The following is a 16,435-nucleotide window of genomic DNA, read 5'->3' on the forward strand; positions in this document are numbered from 1 at the left end:
CGTACGGTGGTGTCGGATTGCCTTTCCGGCCGACCGTGACGCCATTCGACTGTCACCGGGACAGTCGCGAAGACAGACGTGATGACAAAGGGCCACGGGCGTCGACCCGTGGCCCTTTCCCGTCACCGTCCCGCCGCCGCCCGCCCCGCCCGGGAGCTGCCAAGATCGCCGTTCGGCCCGGTCCGCCCGGTCGAAGGAGTTGACCATGTAAAGAGGACGCGAAAGGTGCCGACCACTCTTGCGAACCACCCTGGGGCGTCTGCGAGTATGTCCCAATGCCCCAGCAGCAGTCCTCCCCTCTTGCGTTCTTCGATAACGCGAACTCACAGCCCGATTTCACTGTTGGCCTGCGCGGATACAACACCAACCAGGTCGACGACTTCATCGGCCGGCTGACCGCCGCACTGAGCCAGTCCGAGCAGGCCCGCGCCGAGGCCGAGCAGCGGATGAACGACGCCCAGCGCCGTCTCCGGCAGGCCGAGCAGCGCCAGGGCGCGCTCGAGCAGAAGCTCACCGAGACCAACAAGCAGCTCGAGGAGAACAGCCGGCCGACCCTCTCCGGTCTGGGCACCCGCGTCGAGCAGATCCTCCGGCTGGCCGAGGAACAGGCGAACGACCACCGCAACGAGGCCAAGCGCGAGTCGGAGGGCATTCTCTCCGCCGCCCGCCTCGAGGCCCGGGAGATCACGGACAAGGCGCGCGCCGAGGCCGCCGCCATGAAGGCCACCGCCGAGCGCGAGGCCGGCAGCGTCCGCACCGCCGCCGAGCGTGAGGCCGCCGAGGTCCGCGTCCAGGCCCGCCGGGAGGCGGACACCCTGCGCGCCGACGCGGACCGGGAGACCAAGCAGCTGCGTACGGTCACCGCGCACGAGGTGGCCGAGCTGAAGTCGACGGTCGAGCGGGAGGTCGCCACCCTGCGCGCCACCGCCGAGCGGGAGATCACCCAGCAGCGTGCCAAGGCCGCCCGGGAGGCCGAGGAGAAGCGGGCCGAGGCGACCAAGCTGCTCACCGACGCGCGCGACAAGCGCGACAAGGACCTCCAGGCCCTGGAGCTCCAGCTCGCCGAGCGGCGCGAGAAGGCCGAGCGCGAGGAGTCGGCGCGACACGCCGCGCAGGTCTCCCAGACCCAGAAGATGGTCAACGAGGCCGAGCAGCGGGCCCGGGCCGCCCAGGAGCGGGCGAAGGAGATCGAGCAGCGGGCCGAGGCCCGTCGGGTCGAGTCCGAGCGCACCGCCAACGACACGGTCGACAAGGCCAAGGCGCTTGCCGACAAGACGCTGAACGAGGCGCGGGCCGAGTCGCAGCGGGTGCTCAACGAGGCCCGCACCGAGGCGGAGCTGACCACGCAGGCGGCCCGCCGCGAGGTCGAGGACCTGACCCGCCAGAAGGACGCGGTCACCTCGCAGCTCGGGCAGATGCTCTCCGGTCTGGCCGGCATCGTGCCGGGTGTGCCGGCGGGCGGCAACAAGGGCGAGACGCCGAAGGCCGACGCCTCCGGCCAGAAGGTGACGGCCGAGTCGGCCGGCTGAGCCACCAACCGCTGACGGGGCATGAGCCACGGCGCGTGGTGACACCGGGTTACCGGTGCCACCCCGCGCCGTCATGCTTTCTCCGGCCCGTTTCGCCACGAGGGTGAAGTAGGTCCCAGAAGGGGCGTCCGTATCGCCCCCGCAGAGCCGGATGCGTGTGAGGATGGAGGCATGTCGCACGGCGAGGAACTGTTCGCGCTCGGCGGGGACGTGACTACGGAACCCAGCTTCGAGTCCGCGCTGCGGGGATATGAGAAACGACAGGTCGACCGCTACGTCGCCCGCGCGGAACACGAGATCGCGGCGCTGACCACCGAGCGGGAGCAGGCGTACACCCAGATCCACAAGCTGGCGGGTCAGGTGGAGGTGCTCCAACGCGACCTCGCCCAGGTGCGCAAGCAGGTGGGCGTGGTCGACCGCGCCTCGTTCCGGCACCTCGGGCCCCGGGTCGAGCAGATCCTCACCATGGCCGAGGAGCAGGCCGACGACATCCTCGCCGCCGCCAACGAGGAGATCGAGGCCCGCCGGGCCGCCGCCGAGCACATCGTCGAGGAGGCGCGGGAGCAGGCCGCGCACGCCTTCAAGGACTTCGAGATCGCGCTCGCCGCCCGCCGGGCCGAGGAGGAGCGGCACACCGCCGCCCGTAAGGCCGAGGCGGAGGCCACCCTGAAAGCCGCCAAGGACGAGTCCACGAAGCTGCGTACGGCCGCCCAGGACGAGGCCGAGAAGCTGCGCCGGACCGCCCAGGACGCGCTGGCCAAGGCCCAGCAGGAAGCCACCCAGCTCCGGGACACCGCCAAGGAGATCCATTCCCGGGCCCAGCAGGAGGCCGCCCGGTTGCGCGAGGCCGCCAAGGAGGCGGTGGCCAAGGCGCAACAGGAGGCGAATCAACTGCGCGAGGCGGCCAAGGAGGTGCACGCCAAGGGTCAGCAGGAGGCGAAGCGGCTCACCGACGCCGCCGCCGAGGCCGGCCGGGCCACCCACGCCAAGGCGCTGGCCGAGGCCAAGAAGATCGTGGACGACGCGGAGGAGGCCGCCAAGGCCACCCGCGGCCGGGCCCGCACCGAAGCCAGCCGCCTCACCACCGACGCCGCCGAGGCCGGCAAGCGCAACCGCGCCGAGGTCGACGCGTACGTGCAGCGGATGCGCACCGAGACCGAGGCGTACGTGCAGCAGTCCCGCGCCCAGACCCAGCAGGAGCTTGGCGCGTGGCGGGCCGGGGTGGAGAAGGAGGTCGCCGGGCAGCGGGAGAAGGCGGAGAAGGAGCTGGCCCAGCGCCACGCCGCCGCCGAGCAGGAGTTCGCCAAGCGCCGCGACGAGTTGGAGAAGCAGCACACCGGCCGGCAACAGGAGCTGGAGCAGGCGTACGCGACCCGGCGGGACGAGATCGAGCAGAACGCCGCGAGCATCCGGCAGGCCGCCGAGGCCGACGCGCTCACCATGCGGCAGCAGGCCGAGCTGGAGGCCGCCGAGCTGCTGCGCCGCGCCGAGGCGGACGCCGCCGAGCAGCGCCGCCGGGCCGACGAGCACGTCGCGGCCTCGCGCCGCCAGTTCGAGGAGTACGCGGCCACGACCCAGCAGCACCTGGCCACCACCCAGCAGCACCTCGCCGCCACCCAGCAGGAGGTGGCCGCGGGCCGGCAACAGCTCGCCGGGGTGATGCTGGAGATCGCCAAGGCGCAGCAGGAGCTGGCCGACCTGCGCACCGAGACGTGGAAGTCCCGGCAGGAGTCCGACGACCTGCAGGACCGGCTCACGACGCTGCGTCGGGACGCCGAGTCGGCGGGCATCTCGGCCACCCCGGTCGACCCGGGCGACCTCGCCACCGCCGCCAACGGCAGCCGACCGGCAGATGACGGCGGACGGCGGGCTGATGACGGTGCGCTCCCGGCCGGCGACGGCGCCCTGGTGGGCAGCGGCACGGCGAAGGGCACGGCCGCGGTGACCGTCAACGGCGCCGGGCCGGACCAGGGCGGAAGTCGGACGAATGGTGAGCCGGCGGAGGGCGGGCAGGCGAAGCCGATCGCCGAGCCGGTGACCACGATGGACTCGGCCGCCGGCGCGGGCGTCGACGGGGAACCCACCGTGGCCGCCGTACCGGGCGAGGGCGGTCGGGGCGCCACCCCCACGAAGATCACCAGCACCGGTGAGAACGGCAAACGCCCGACCAAGCCCACCACGGACGAGCGCAGCGCCAAGCCCAGCGCGGTCACCGTCGACAAGGACTGACCCCGCCACAAGTCACCCGCCACCGGCCACCGGCCACCGGCCACCGGCCACCGGCCAGGTTCCGCCGCGCCAAGATCAAACGCCAGCTCGCCGAGACGGCGGTATCCGACGCTCCCCGACCACACCACCTCACCGAACCGACGCCACCACCGCCGATCCGCGTCGCCAACTCCTGGACCACGCGGCGAAGTGCCCTGCCGCTCCGAGATCTTGGTACGAAACGGCCCCCAGAGGGGCCGTTTCGTACCAAGATCTCGGCTGTTCCGCATGATGGGAGATCGGTCTCGGTTGACGGGAGGGACGGTGGGCGTCGCGGGGGGCGGGTCGGGCGGGTCGGGCGGATACGGGGCGGCGGGGCGCGTCGTCGCAGAGCGGGATGGCACCCAGACCGGCGGACCCGTGGACGGGATGCGGACCCGTGGATCGGCTTCGGCCGGAGGCCCACTCCCCATCCCGGCACGTCCACGCCAGGTCGGGGGAACTGCGGCATCTGGCGTGCCCCGGACCGAACTGGTACCGCCGACCGGTCACCACGTCCGCCACGTCCGCCACGTTCGTTGAGGCGATGGAGACGGCCCGCGGGCGCTCACCGGACAGCCGGACGGCGGGAGGTGGTGGAGGGATGGTCGGCGCAGGCGGAGGCGGCTACCCTGCGGGCAGAGGGCAGCGGCGTCGGCGACACGCGGCCCGTCACGAGTCGCTCCGCCGCGCCGAGCGGGGCAACGGGTAGCCGGGAGGGCACGGGTGTCGCAGGAGGGATCCGCAGCCCCGGACGACGACCCGTTCGAGGCGCTACGCCCGGAGCCGGAGTTCACCGGCCAGGACGACAGCCCGGCACCGCCCGGCACCGCCGCCCTGGGGGACGGCGCTCCCGCCCGACCTCCGGGTTCCGGCACAACCCGCGACGCCCACGCCGGACCCGGCCCGGTCGCCGAGGCCGGAAGCACCGACACCTCGGACACCGGCACCGGCAGCGACACGGGCACCGACACCGACACCGACAGCACCTACCTCAAGCACAGCGGCAGGTCCGCGAGCGCGCCCACCGGTGACGCCGCGGGCAGCGCCGGCAGCGCGGGCAGCGCCGGCAGCGCGGGCAGCGCGGGCAGCGCCGGCAGCGCGGGCAGCGCGGGCAGCGCGGGCAGCGCGGGCAGCGCGGGCAGCGCGGGCAGCGCGGGCAGCGCGGGCAGCGCGGCCACCGACATCGAGCCGAGTGAGTTCGAACCGTCGGGGCGGTTCGGGGTGCCCGGGCGGCCACTGCGACGCAACAGCTTCCTGGTCGGCTTCACCGGCGCGCTCGGCGTGCTGCTGGCGTACGCGTTGTTCCTGGGCGTGCGGAACGCGGCCGGCATCCTGGTGCTCGTGGTGATCGCGCTCTTCCTCGCGGTGGGCCTGCACCCGGCGGTGGTCCGGCTGCGCGGTTGGGGCTTGCCGCACGGGCTGGCCGTGGCGGTGGTGTCGCTGACCGTGGTGTTGCTCATCGTCGGCGGCCTGCTGGCGCTGGTGCCCCCGGTGGTGACCCAGTCCGGGCAGTTCATCCAACAGCTGCCCGGCTACGTCGAGGACCTGCGGCGCAATCCCACGGTGAACGATCTCGTGGTCCGGTACGACGTGATGGAGCGGGTCCGGTCGGCGGCGAACGCCGACACGATCGGCCGGGCGCTCGGCGGCGTGCTGGGCGGCGCACAGTTGATCTTCGGCACGCTCTTCCGGGTGCTGACCGTGCTGGTGCTGACGATCTACTTCCTGGCCTACTTCGACAAGCTGCGCAACCTCGGCTACGCGCTGGTGCCGCGCTCCCGCCGGGAACGGGTGCGGCTGATCGGCGACGAGATCCTGGCCCGGGTCGGCGCGTACATGGTCGGCGCGCTTGCCATCGCGGTGCTGGCCGGGGCGAGCACGTTTGTCTTCGCGATGGTGATCGATCTGCCGTACCCGTTCGCCCTGGCCGTGGTGGTCGCGGTGACCGACCTGATCCCGCAGATCGGGGCGACCCTGGGCGCGGTGGTGGTGACGCTCGTCGGCCTCGCCACCGACCTGCCGGTGGGCATCGCCTGCCTGGTGTTCTTCGTGGTCTACCAGCAGGTGGAGAACTACCTGATCTACCCGAAGATCATGCGCCGCGCGGTGTCGGTGAACGAGGTGGCCGCACTGCTCGCCGCGCTGCTCGGGGTGTCGCTGCTGGGCGTGGTGGGCGCGCTGATCGCGATCCCCACGGTGGCCGCGTTGCAGCTGATCCTCCGCGAGGTGGTGCTGCCCCGGCAGGACGCGCGCTGAGCGTTACCCGGCGTTCCGCTGCTCCGGCCCGGGGACCGGGGTGTCGGCGAACGCGGCCACCGTGCGGTCGGCGTAGGCGCTGACGTCGCCGGTCTCCATCGGGCCGTCCCAGGTGGTCGGCAGCGGCAACGGCACGGCCGGGGCGACCCGCCGGACGATCTCGTCGAGGACCTTCTCCGCGTCGCCGACCCAGAGGTGCTTGGCGCCGTCCACGCCGACCACCTCGGCCTGTGGAATCGCGGCGAACCGCCGCCGGGCCTCCTCGGGGCGCAGGTAGTCGTCGAACTCCGGCACCAGGGCGGTGAGCGGCCGACCCGAGTCGGCCCACACCTGGAGGTCTTCCGGGGCGGAGTAGCGCAGCGGCGGGGAGAGCAGGATCGCGCCGGCCACCGCCGGGTCGCAGCCGTGCTTCAACGCCAGGTCGGTGCCGAAGGACCAGCCCACCAGCCAGATGTTCGGCAGCTCGTGGAATTCGGCGTACTCGATCGCGGCGGCCACGTCGAACCGCTCGTCGACGGCGTTGTCGAACGTGCCTTCGCTGGTGCCGCGGACGCTGCTGGTCCCCCGGGTGTTGAACCGGAGCACGGCCAGATCGGCCAACGCGGGCAGCCGCCAGGCCGCCTTGCGGAACACGTGGCTGTCCATCATCCCGCCGTGGGTGGGCAGCGGGTGCAGGCAGACCAGGGTGCCGACCGGCGCACGTTCCAGCGGCCGGGCCAGCTCGCCGACGAGCGTCAGCCCGTCGGCGGTGTGCAGCTCGATGTCTTCCCGGCGGCCGGGCAGGATCGACGAGGCGCGGATCGGAGTGCTCACCGCCCCAGTCTCCCGCGTCGCCGGTCGCGCCGCCCGCCGGGGCGGGAACCTGGTGATCCAGATCGCTCAGCCGTGGCGGGGGGCGCCGCGACCGCGCTGGAGGTTCGGCAGGCGCCGGTCCCGGGCCCGCCAGCAGCCACTGTGCCAGTGCCGGCGGTCGGTCAGGTCACCCCGGTCGTCCGCCGGCCAGGCCACCAGGTGCGCCACGCCGGGCCGGATCTCCTGGTCACAACCGGGACAGCGGTACGTCTTGGCGGACGCCCCGCCGCTGACCGCGCGCACCTGCCAGTCGCCGTCGCGCCACTGCTGCACGGTCGACACGCCGTGTCGGGCTCGTTCGGCGTCCAGGCCGGTGCTGTCATCCCGGCGGGGCCGATTGCGACGAGGGCTCACGGTTACCAGCGTACGGCCGACCTCCGGGCGATCCTGGTACGGGCGCGCCCCTCCGGGGGCAGGACGCCGTCAGCGGCGCGGGCCGTTTGACCCGCTCAGCGGTTGGTGTGGTCGCGGAACCCGCGGCCGGTCTTGCGCCCCAGGTAGCCGGCGGTGACCAGGTGCTCCAGCAGCGGCGCCGGCGCGAAGCCGGGCTCGCGCAGCTCCAGGTACAGCTCCCGCTGGATGGCCAGCGAGACGTCCAGGCCGACCACGTCGAGCAGCTCGAACGGGCCCATCGGGTAGCCGCAGCCGAGCTTCATCGCGTGGTCGATGTCGTCGGCGGTGGAGTAGCTGGCCTCCAGCATCTTCACCGCGTCGTTCAGGTACGGGAAGAGCAGCGCGTTGACGATGAAGCCGGACCGGTCGCCGCAGACCACGGCGGTCTTGCCGAGCGCCGCGCAGACCGCACGGGCGGTGGCCGAGGTCTCGCCGGAGGTGCGGATGGTCCGCACGACCTCCACCAGCGGCATCACCGGCGCCGGGTTGAAGAAGTGCAGGCCGACCACGTCGGCCGGGCGCTGGGTGGCCATCGCCACGTCGATGACCGGCAGCGACGAGGTGGTGGTGGCGAGCACGACGCCCGGCTTGCAGATCTCGTCCAGGCTGGCGAACAGCGCCTTCTTGACGCTCAACTCCTCGACCACGGCCTCGACCACCAGGTCGACGTCGGCGAGGTGTTCGAGCGTGGCGGACCAGGTGACCCGGCCGAGCGCGGCGTCCCGGTCGGTCTCGGCGAGCCGGCCCCGGACCACGCCCTTGTTGAGCGACGTCTTGACCGCCTCGCAGACCGTGGCGGACTTCTCCGCGCCCCGGGTCACCGAGACGACCTCGTAGCCGGCCTTGGCGAAGACCTCGATGATGCCGGTGGCCATGGTGCCGGAGCCGACGACACCGACCTTCGCGACGGCACGGGCGCCGTCGGCGGGCGCGGCGTCCGCGGCCACCGGCGTGTGCTCGTCGGGTACGACCTTCGGTGAGCCCGGCCGCTCGTAGGTGTAGAAGCCGCGCCCGGACTTCCGGCCGAGCAGCCCGGCGGTGACCATCTGCTTGAGCAGCGGGGCCGGGGCGTGCCGGCGGTCCCGGCCGCCGCGCCGGTACATCGTGTCGAGGATCTCGTACGCAGTGTCCAGGCCGATCAGGTCCATCAGCGCCAGCGGGCCCATCGGCAGGCCGCAGCCGAGCTTCATGGCGGCGTCAATGTCCTCGCGGGTCGCGTAGCGGGCCTCGAACATGCCGACCGCGTGGTTCAGGTAGCCGAACAGCAGCGCGTTGGCGATGAACCCGGCCCGGTCGCTGATCGTCACGTCGACCTTGCCGAGCCGCGCGCACAGCCCCTCCACGTCGGCCACCACGTCGGCCGAGGTGACCACCGTGCGGACGACCTCAACCAGCTTCATCACCGGCGCCGGGTTGAAGAAGTGGATGCCGATGACCTGGTTCGGCCGGCTGGTGGCGACGGAGATCTCGGTGACGCTCAGCGACGACGTGTTGGTGGCGAGGATGGCCTCGGGCTTGCAGACCCGGTCCAGCTCGCCGAAGATCCGCTGCTTGAGGTCGAGGTGCTCGGGCACCGCCTCGATCACCAGGTCCACGTCGTGCAGGGCGTCCAGCCCGACCCGGAAGTCGACCCGCGCCATCAGGGCGTCCCGGTCGGCCTCGGCGAGCTTGCCCTTGGCCACCGCGCGGTCGGTGGAGCCGGTCAGGGTGACCCGGCCCCGCTCCAGCGCGGTCTCGGAGATCTCCACGGCGGTCACGTCGAGTCCGTTGCGGGCGAACACCTCGACGATGCCGGCACCCATGGTGCCCAGACCCACCACGCCCACCCTGGTGAACTCGCGCGCCACGACCGGCCTCCCTCGGTTGCCTCCGCCGTTGCCGACTTGAACGGCCGCTAAGGTTATGCGCCGGAGTCTGCCATGTGACGCAGTGTTGTCGAGACGCCGTGGGATATTTCACGCACCACGCCTCAGGCGGGCGCGGGCCCCCCGGCGAGCGCCAGCAACTCGGCGACGAACCCAGCCGGCCGTTCCAGGTGCGGGCTGTGCCCGCAGCCCGGCAGCGCCACCTCCCGGTACGCCCCGCCGGCCGCCGCGTAGCGGTCCAGCACCGCGCGGGTCTGACCCACCATCGGCTGCGGTGGGCACTCGTCCGCGCCCGGCCAGCCGGGCACGATCCCGAGCTGACCGAGGTACGCCAGGTCGAACAGCGAGGTGTCCGACACGATCACGTCGGCGTCACCGCGTACCCAGGTCACCGGCGGCTTGACCGGGACGGCGACCAGCTCGTCGGCGAGCCGGAAGTGGGCCGGGGCCAGCGTGTTGAGCACGCCGCGCGGCCCGGCGGCGGTCCCCGGCCAGTGGGCCGAGGCGACCGCCGTGCCGGGATAGTTGTCGTCCCCGGTGGCGGTGGTCAGCATGCTCTCCAGCAGCAGGTCCTCGTGCTCGCCGAGCGACGCCGGATCGGCCACGTACGCGGCCCGCAGCACGTTGCGCGGGCTGGTCGGGCCGTCCGCGCCCCGGTCACCGGCGGCGAGCCGGGCCACGAAGTCGGGGTTCGCGCCGCCCGCACCGGTGCCGGCGAAGTCGGGCGTGGTGGGGGTGCCGTCGAGGTCCCGGGTGCCGCCGAAGCCGTACGGGGAGACCGGCGCCTCCAGCAGCAGCCCGGCCACCCGCTCCGGCTGGTCGACGAGCAACCGCATCGCCACCCCGCCGCCGAGGGAGTGCCCGACCACCACCGGCCGGGCCCCGGGCGCGAACAGCCCGGGTGTGTCGAGCAGGGCGGCCACGTCGTCGGCGAAGTCCCTCAGCCCTCGGGTGGCGTCGACCGGGGCGGTGTCGGTCTCGCCGTATCCGCGCAGGTCGGGGGCGACCACCCGGAGCGTCTCCGGCAGCCGGGACAGCAGCGGCTCCCAGAACGCCGACGACGAGACGTTGCCGTGCACGAGCAGCACCGGCACGCCGTCCGGCGGCCCGGCCACCCGGACCGCCTGGGTGATGCCGTTCGCCTGGACCGTGTGCCGCGTGCTCCGCATCCGCGCACACTGACACACCACCCCCGCCGAGTTCCATGTCCCCACCCCACACACCCCGCCCCACTCCCCTGTTTCACGGGAAAGCGAGCGCGCGGGGCGCGTGCGGTCAGCTCGCGTCGGCGGGCTGCGGGGTGCGCGCCTCGATCGGATGCCTGGGTGCCGGGACCGGCAGCGGCAGCGTGGGCCGCTGGTCGCGGCGCGGGCGGCCGAAGTTCATCCCGACCGGGTCGGTCCGGGCCACGCCCGGGTCGTAGAGACGCAGGTCGGTCCGGCCGAGCCGGATCACGTCCCCGTCGGAGACCGGCACGCTGCCGACGACCCGGGTGTCGTTGAGCCAGGTGCCGTTCGTCGAGCCGAGGTCGGTGAGCAGCACCCCCTCGCCGGTGGCCTGGACGCTTGCGTGCCGCCGGCTCAGGTGCGCGTCGGCGAGCACGACGTCGGCTTCCGGCGCGCGGCCGATCACCTGCACGCCCCGGCCGATCCGGAAACTCAGCCCACGCATCGCCCCGCCGGACACCGTCAGCAACGGCATCAGCTCAGGATGCTCCTCCATCGACAAGTCGACCTCCACCCCACATCGCCCCGCGGTCAGCCTGCCACGTCACCGTAGTGGCTCCCCACCACCGCGTGGTCACCCCCGTGACCCCGGCCGGTCATCTCCCGTTCGCCGTTCGGGTGGGCGGGAAGGGCGCGATCGGCTATCACATGCGTCGATATGACGACCGTCGGTACGCCCTGCTTGCGCGGCCCGCGACACCTACCAGTGAGTAACGTTCGGGTTTACACTGCGGCCATGACCAGTGTGCATGTCCCCGGAACCCCGCTCATCGAGGCCGGTCGACTGGTGTCGACCAGCCCGGCGACCGGCGCGGAGGCCGGGCGGCTCCCGGTGGCGACCGAGGCGGACGTGCGCGCCACCGTCGACCGGGCCCGCGCCGCCGCCGACTGGTGGGCCGGGCTCGGCTTCACCGGCCGCCGGGACCGGCTCCAGCGCTGGCGCGGCGTGCTGGCCCGGCGCATCGAGGAGCTGGCCGACCTGATGCACCTTGAGAGCGGCAAACCGGTCGGCGACGCGGTGGTGGAGGTCCTCACCGCGCTGGAGCACATCGACTGGGCCGCCCGCAACGCGCGGCGGGTGCTCGGGCCCCGGCGGGTCCGCTCCCGGCTGATCCTCGCCGAGTTCACCGGCCACCTCGAATACCAGCCGTACGGGGTGGTCGGCGTGATCGGCCCGTGGAACTATCCGGTGTTCACCCCGATCGGCTCCGCCGCGTACGCGCTGGCCGCCGGCAACGCGGTGGTGTTCAAGCCGAGCGAGTACACCCCGGCCGTGGGCCAGTGGCTTGTCGACCGGTTCGCCGAGGTGGTGCCGGAGCAGCAGGTGTTCCAGGCGGTGCACGGGCTGGGCGACGTCGGCGCGGCGCTGTGCCGCTCCGGGGTGGCGAAGGTGGCCTTCACCGGCTCGACCGCCACCGCGAAGAAGGTCATGGCGGCCTGCGCCGAGACGCTCACCCCGGTGCTGCTGGAGGCCGGCGGCAAGGACGCCATGATCGTGGACGCGGACGCCGACCTGGACGCCGCCGCCGACGCGGCCGTGTGGGGCGGGCTGACCAACGCCGGGCAGACCTGCATCGGCATCGAGCGGGTCTACGCGGTCGACCAGGTCTTCGACGCCTTCGTCGACAGGGTGACGGCGCGGGCCGGCCGGTTGACCGTCGGCGCCGACGGGGCCGACCTCGGCCCGATCACCATGCCGGCCCAGATCGACGTCATCCGCCGGCACATCGACGACGCGGTCGCCCGGGGCGGCCGGGCGGTGCTCGGCGGCCCGGAGGCGGTCCAACCGCCGTACGTGCACCCGACCGTGCTCGTCGACGTGCCGGAGGACTCGACCGCCGTACGCGAGGAGACGTTCGGCCCGACGCTCACCGTCAACCGGGTCCGCGACGTCGACGAGGCCGTCGAGCGCGCCAACGCGCTGCCGTACGGCCTCGGGGGTTCGGTCTTCGGCCGGGCGCGGGCGGTGGCCGTGGCGCGGCGGCTGCGCTCCGGGATGGCCTCGGTCAACTCGGCGCTCACCTTCGCCGGCATGTCGACGCTGCCGTTCGGCGGGACCGGCGAGTCCGGCTTCGGCCGGATCCACGGTGAGGACGGGCTGCGCGAGTTCGGCCGGGCCAAGGCGGTCACCCGACGTCGGGCGCGCTCGCTGCTGCCGGCCATGACGTTCGAGCGCACCCCGGCCGACGTCGCGCGCCTGGTCAGGGTGGCCAAGCTGATGTACGGCCGGGGGCGCTGACCGGTCGGGTCACCGGCGACGCCGAGCGGCCCCGGCTCAGAACAGCGTCAGCTCGTCGCGTTCGATGCCACGCAGCTTGTCGTAGTCGACCACCACGCAGCGGATGCCGCGGTCGGTGGCGAGCACCCGCGCCTGCGGCTTGATCTCCTGCGCCGCGAACACGCCGGTGACCGGCGCGAGCAGCGGATCGCGGTTCATCAGCTCCAGATAGCGGGTGAGCTGCTCCACCCCGTCGATCTCGCCGCGCCGCTTCACCTCGACCGCGACCGCGCCGGCGTTGGCGTCCCGGCAGAGCAGGTCGACCGGGCCGATCGCGGTCATGTACTCCCGCCGGACCAGGGTGAAGCCCTCCCCCAGCGTCGTCGGGTTGGCGGCGAGCAACTCCTGGAGGTGCGCCTCCACGCCGTCCTTGCGCAGGCCGGGGTCGAGGCCCAGCTCGTACGAGGTGTCCTGGAAGATCTCCTCCAGGGTGATGCGCAGCTCCTCGCCGGCCTTGTTGACCACCCGCCACACGCCGGGGGCCTCCTCCAGCCGGCACGGCGGGCTCATCCAGTTCAACGGCTTGTAGGCCCGGTCGTCCGCGTGAATCGACACCGAGCCGTCCGCCTTCACCATGAGCAGCCGGGTGGCCGGCGGCAGGTGGGCCGAGAGTCGTCCGACATAGTCCACCGAGCACTTCGCAATGACCAACCGCACCCGACGAGGGTAGCCGAGCCCTCGGCCGGCGCCGACGAGCGCCACTGGCGTACCGGTGCCATATTGAGATCGTGCTCGAAGTCCTCACCGGTTCCGGCCTGGCCGCCTCGGCGGGCCTCAACGCCTACATCCCGCTGATGCTGATGGGCCTGCTGGCCCGCTACACCGACCTGATCGAGCTGCCGAGCGGCTGGCAGTGGCTCGGCAACGGTTGGGTGCTGCTGATCCTCACCGTCCTGCTCGCGGTCGAGGTGGTCGCCGACAAGGTGCCGGTGGTGGACCATGTGAACGACGTGGTGCAGACGGTGGTCCGGCCGACCGCGGGCGGCCTGGCCTTCGGCGCCGGCTCCGGCGCGGAGACGGTCACGGTCAGCGACCCGGACACGTTCTTCTCCACCCACCAGTGGGTGCCGGTGGTCGTCGGCGTGCTCATCGCGCTCGGCGTGCACCTGCTCAAGGCCGCCGCCCGGCCGGTCGTCAACGCGGCCACGGCCGGCTTCGGCGCACCTGTGGCCAGCACCGCCGAGGACGCCACGAGCGTGGTCATGTCGGTGGCGGCGATCCTGCTGCCGGTGCTGGTGCTGGTGTTCGCGGTCGGCCTGGTGGCCTTCGTGGCGTGGTTGTTCCGCCGCCGCTCCGACCGGCGTCGGGAACGCGCCGCGGCCCGCGCCGCCGGGTTCCGCGTCTGAGCCTGCCCCGGCTTCAGCGACTGCGGTAGGTCATGCAGTCGGCCATGTCCATGTCCGGGCCGACGGTGATGGCGGGGGCGTGGCACTCCAGGTCGGAGTTGTGCTGGCAGTCGGCACGTGAGCAGGCGCCCACCTGGGCGGTCAGCTGCTCGATGCCGCCGCGCACCGGCATGTCCACGTAGGTGTGGCAGTGCGCGTGGTCGCTGCTGCCGATCGTGATGGCGAAGGCGTGGCAGTCGTTCGTGTGGTTGTAGGCGCAGGACCGGACGGCGCACTCCTGGACCCGGGGCATCTCCATCGACGCGGTCATCTTTCCGCCCTTTCGTGGTTTCTTGCCCCCACTTTAGGCTTTTGCACGCGCTGCCGGGGCGGATCCGGTGTTAAGCGGGGGCCCCGCCTCTACCGAATGCGTTAAGCGGGGCCCCCTCCTTACATCCGGTCGCGGATGACGGTGACCAGCTCGTCGATGATGCCGGTGAGCGCGAAGTCCTTCGGCGTGAACACCCGCGCCACCCCGGCGGCGAGCAGCGCCTCCGCGTCGGCCGGCGGGATGATGCCGCCCACCACCACCGGCAGGTCACCCCGCCCGGCGGCGCGCAGCCCGGCCAGCACCGCCGGCACGGCGGCCAGGTGCGAGCCGGAGAGCACGGAGAGGCCGACCAGGTCGACGTCCTCCTCCACGGCGGCGGCCACGATCTGCCCGGCGGTCAGCCGGATGCCCTGGTAGACCACCTCGAAGCCGGCGTCGCGGGCGCGCACCGCGATCTGCTCGGCGCCGTTGGAGTGCCCGTCCAGCCCCGGCTTGCCGACCAGCAGGCGCAGGCGGCCGGTGCCCAGTTCGCGGGCGGTGGCGGCGACCCGCTCGCGGACCGCGGCGAGGCCCGGGTCGCCGCCCGCCCCGGCCGCGCCGGCCAGCCCGGTCGGCGCCCGGTACTCGCCGAAGACCCGGCGCAGCGCGCCCGCCCACTCCCCCGTGGTCACTCCCGCGGCCACGCAGGCGAGCGTCGCCGGCATCAGGTTCGTCGTGGTCGCGGCGTCCGCGCGCAGCCGGTCCAGCGCGGCGTCCACGGCCACCGCGTCCCGGCGGATCCGCCACTCGCGTACGCCGGCCGCGGCGGTCGCCTCGACGGCCGGGTCCACCTGCTCGATCGCCTCGGCGCCGGCCGCGGTCAGCGGGGACGGCTCGGTCTCGGTGAACCGGTTGACGCCGATCACCACGTCCGCGCCGGACTCCATCCGCCGGCGGCGGTCGGCGAGCGAGGCGACGAGTGCGCTCTTGAGGTAGCCGGACTCCACGGCGGTCACCACGCCGCCCATCTCCAGTACCTTGTCCAGCTCGACCCGGGCGCCGGTCACGATGTCGTCGACGAGCGCGGTCATCACGTGCGAGCCGTCGAACAGGTCGGGATAGTCGAGCAGGTCCGACTCGTACGCCAGGACCTGCTGCATGCGCAGCGACCACTGCTGGTCCCACGGGCGGGGCAGGCCGAGCGCCTCGTTCCAGGCGGGCAGCTGCACGGCGCGGGCCCGGGCGTCCCGGGAGAGCGTGACGCCGAGCATCTCCAGCACGATCCGCTGGATGTTGTTCTCCGGCTGCGCCTCGGTCAGGCCCAGCGAGTTGACCTGCACGCCGTAACGGAACCGGCGCTGCTTCGCCTCGGTCACGCCGTACCGGTCGCGGGTGATCTCGTCCCAGAGCGCGCCGAACGCGCGCATCTTGGCGATCTCCTCGACGAAGCGCACCCCGGCGTTGACGAAGAAGGAGATCCGCTGGACCACGTCGCCCATCCGCTCGGCCGGCACCTGGCCGGAGTCGCGCACGGTGTCCAGCACGGCGACGGCGGTGGCGAGCGCGAACCCGACCTCCTGCACCGGCGTCGCGCCGGCCTCCTGGAGGTGGTACGAGCAGATGTTCACCGGGTTCCACCGCGGCATCTCCCGCAGCGTGTACGCGACCACGTCGGCGGTCAGCCGCAGCGACGCGGCCGGCGGGAAGATGTAGGTCCCCCGGGACAGGTATTCCTTGATGATGTCGTTCTGCGTGGTGCCGGCGCAGCGGCGCAGGTCGGCGCCCTGCTCGGCGGCGGCCGTGCCGTAGAGGGCAAGCATCCACATGGCCGGCGCGTTGATCGTCATCGAGGTGTTCATCTCGGCCAGCGGGATGCCGTCGACGAGCGCACGCATGTCGCCGAGGTGCGCCACGGGCACACCGACCCGGCCCACCTCGCCGGCGGCCAGCTCGTGGTCGGGGTCGTATCCGGTCTGGGTGGGCAGGTCGAACGCGACCGACAGCCCGGTCTGCCCCTTCGCCAGGTTGCGGCGGAAGAGCGCGTTGGAGGCCGCGGCGGAGGAGTGCCCGGCGTACGTGCGCATCACCCACGGGCGGTCCCGCTCCGGCAGGCGTCCCGGCATCACGTCGTCCATGGCCGGAGTCTAAGTT

General features: G+C 73.1%; 13 protein-coding genes. 5 read left to right on the top strand and 8 right to left on the bottom strand.

Features of this window, described 5'->3' with window-relative positions; all coding sequences use genetic code 11:
• Window positions 1-275 precede the first annotated feature (275 nt).
• From O7613_RS19815 to O7613_RS19825, 3 genes are all read left to right on the top strand, one after another.
• Window positions 276-1,529: a DivIVA domain-containing protein gene (locus tag O7613_RS19815; protein WP_281586945.1), complete on the top strand. Its 1,254-nt coding sequence runs from the start codon at window positions 276-278 to the stop codon at window positions 1,527-1,529.
• Window positions 1,530-1,700: 171 nt separating this feature from the next.
• Window positions 1,701-3,758 (top strand): hypothetical protein, encoded by a 2,058-nt coding sequence (locus O7613_RS19820; RefSeq protein ID WP_282289557.1) that lies wholly within the window; start codon window positions 1,701-1,703, stop codon window positions 3,756-3,758.
• Between the two features lie 1,203 nt (window positions 3,759-4,961).
• A complete protein-coding gene (locus tag O7613_RS19825; protein ID WP_281590115.1) occupies window positions 4,962-6,035 on the top strand; it encodes an AI-2E family transporter in 1,074 nt (357 codons plus the stop codon).
• Between the two features lie 3 nt (window positions 6,036-6,038).
• On the opposite strand, the gene O7613_RS19830 is transcribed toward O7613_RS19825, so the two are convergent.
• The 5 genes from O7613_RS19830 to O7613_RS19850 all read right to left on the bottom strand — a co-directional run bounded on the left by O7613_RS19830 (window position 6,039) and on the right by O7613_RS19850 (window position 10,846).
• Complete coding sequence (locus O7613_RS19830) at window positions 6,039-6,848, bottom strand: alpha/beta hydrolase (protein ID WP_282289558.1); 810 nt, start codon at window positions 6,846-6,848, stop codon at window positions 6,039-6,041.
• Window positions 6,849-6,914: 66 nt separating this feature from the next.
• Window positions 6,915-7,241, bottom strand: a complete 327-nt coding sequence (locus O7613_RS19835; RefSeq protein ID WP_281586942.1) for a hypothetical protein — start codon at window positions 7,239-7,241, stop codon at window positions 6,915-6,917.
• 95 nt (window positions 7,242-7,336) lie between these two features.
• Entirely contained in the window at window positions 7,337-9,127 is a 1,791-nt protein-coding gene (locus tag O7613_RS19840) for a 3-hydroxybutyryl-CoA dehydrogenase (protein WP_282289559.1), read from the bottom strand.
• 122 nt (window positions 9,128-9,249) lie between these two features.
• Window positions 9,250-10,314 (bottom strand): alpha/beta hydrolase, encoded by a 1,065-nt coding sequence (locus O7613_RS19845; protein ID WP_282289560.1) that lies wholly within the window; start codon window positions 10,312-10,314, stop codon window positions 9,250-9,252.
• 106 nt (window positions 10,315-10,420) lie between these two features.
• Window positions 10,421-10,846 (bottom strand): FHA domain-containing protein, encoded by a 426-nt coding sequence (locus O7613_RS19850; RefSeq protein ID WP_282289561.1) that lies wholly within the window; start codon window positions 10,844-10,846, stop codon window positions 10,421-10,423.
• 261 nt (window positions 10,847-11,107) lie between these two features.
• Between O7613_RS19850 and O7613_RS19855 the strand changes: the two genes are divergently transcribed.
• The gene (locus O7613_RS19855) at window positions 11,108-12,610 is read left to right on the top strand and encodes an aldehyde dehydrogenase family protein (protein ID WP_281586938.1); all 1,503 of its coding nucleotides are present in this window, start codon (window positions 11,108-11,110) and stop codon (window positions 12,608-12,610) included.
• A gap of 36 nt (window positions 12,611-12,646) precedes the next feature.
• Here the strand turns inward: O7613_RS19855 and nucS are convergent, their stop codons facing one another.
• Entirely contained in the window at window positions 12,647-13,306 is a 660-nt protein-coding gene (gene nucS, locus O7613_RS19860; RefSeq protein ID WP_281586937.1) for an endonuclease NucS, read from the bottom strand.
• Window positions 13,307-13,377: 71 nt separating this feature from the next.
• On the opposite strand from nucS, the gene O7613_RS19865 reads away from it, so the two are divergent.
• Complete coding sequence (locus O7613_RS19865; protein WP_282289562.1) at window positions 13,378-13,995, top strand: DUF4126 domain-containing protein; 618 nt, start codon at window positions 13,378-13,380, stop codon at window positions 13,993-13,995.
• Window positions 13,996-14,008: 13 nt separating this feature from the next.
• Here O7613_RS19865 and O7613_RS19870 read toward each other — a convergent pair whose 3' ends face one another.
• Both O7613_RS19870 and O7613_RS19875 read right to left on the bottom strand, forming a co-directional pair.
• The gene (locus O7613_RS19870) at window positions 14,009-14,305 is read right to left on the bottom strand and encodes a DUF1540 domain-containing protein (RefSeq protein WP_281586935.1); all 297 of its coding nucleotides are present in this window, start codon (window positions 14,303-14,305) and stop codon (window positions 14,009-14,011) included.
• A gap of 119 nt (window positions 14,306-14,424) precedes the next feature.
• Window positions 14,425-16,419 carry a protein meaA gene (locus O7613_RS19875; RefSeq protein ID WP_282289563.1) on the bottom strand — a complete coding sequence of 665 codons (1,995 nt, stop codon included), beginning with the start codon at window positions 16,417-16,419 and terminating at the stop codon, window positions 14,425-14,427.
• Window positions 16,420-16,435 lie beyond the last annotated feature (16 nt).

The organism is Micromonospora sp. WMMD975 (assembly GCF_029581215.1).
Classification (GTDB): Bacteria; Actinomycetota; Actinomycetes; order Mycobacteriales; family Micromonosporaceae; genus Micromonospora.

Excerpts from the sequence above, each read along its gene's own strand:
- O7613_RS19875 (WP_282289563.1), bottom strand. The coding sequence starts at position 16,419 with ATGGACGACGTGATGCCGGGACGCCTGCCGGAGCGGGACCGCCCGTGG.
- O7613_RS19820 (WP_282289557.1), top strand. The coding sequence starts at position 1,701 with ATGTCGCACGGCGAGGAACTGTTCGCGCTCGGCGGGGACGTGACTACG.
- O7613_RS19850 (WP_282289561.1), bottom strand. The coding sequence starts at position 10,846 with ATGCCGTTGCTGACGGTGTCCGGCGGGGCGATGCGTGGGCTGAGTTTC.
- O7613_RS19815 (WP_281586945.1), top strand. The coding sequence starts at position 276 with ATGCCCCAGCAGCAGTCCTCCCCTCTTGCGTTCTTCGATAACGCGAAC.
- O7613_RS19855 (WP_281586938.1), top strand. The coding sequence starts at position 11,108 with ATGACCAGTGTGCATGTCCCCGGAACCCCGCTCATCGAGGCCGGTCGA.
- O7613_RS19870 (WP_281586935.1), bottom strand. The coding sequence starts at position 14,305 with ATGACCGCGTCGATGGAGATGCCCCGGGTCCAGGAGTGCGCCGTCCGG.
- O7613_RS19845 (WP_282289560.1), bottom strand. The coding sequence starts at position 10,314 with ATGCGGAGCACGCGGCACACGGTCCAGGCGAACGGCATCACCCAGGCG.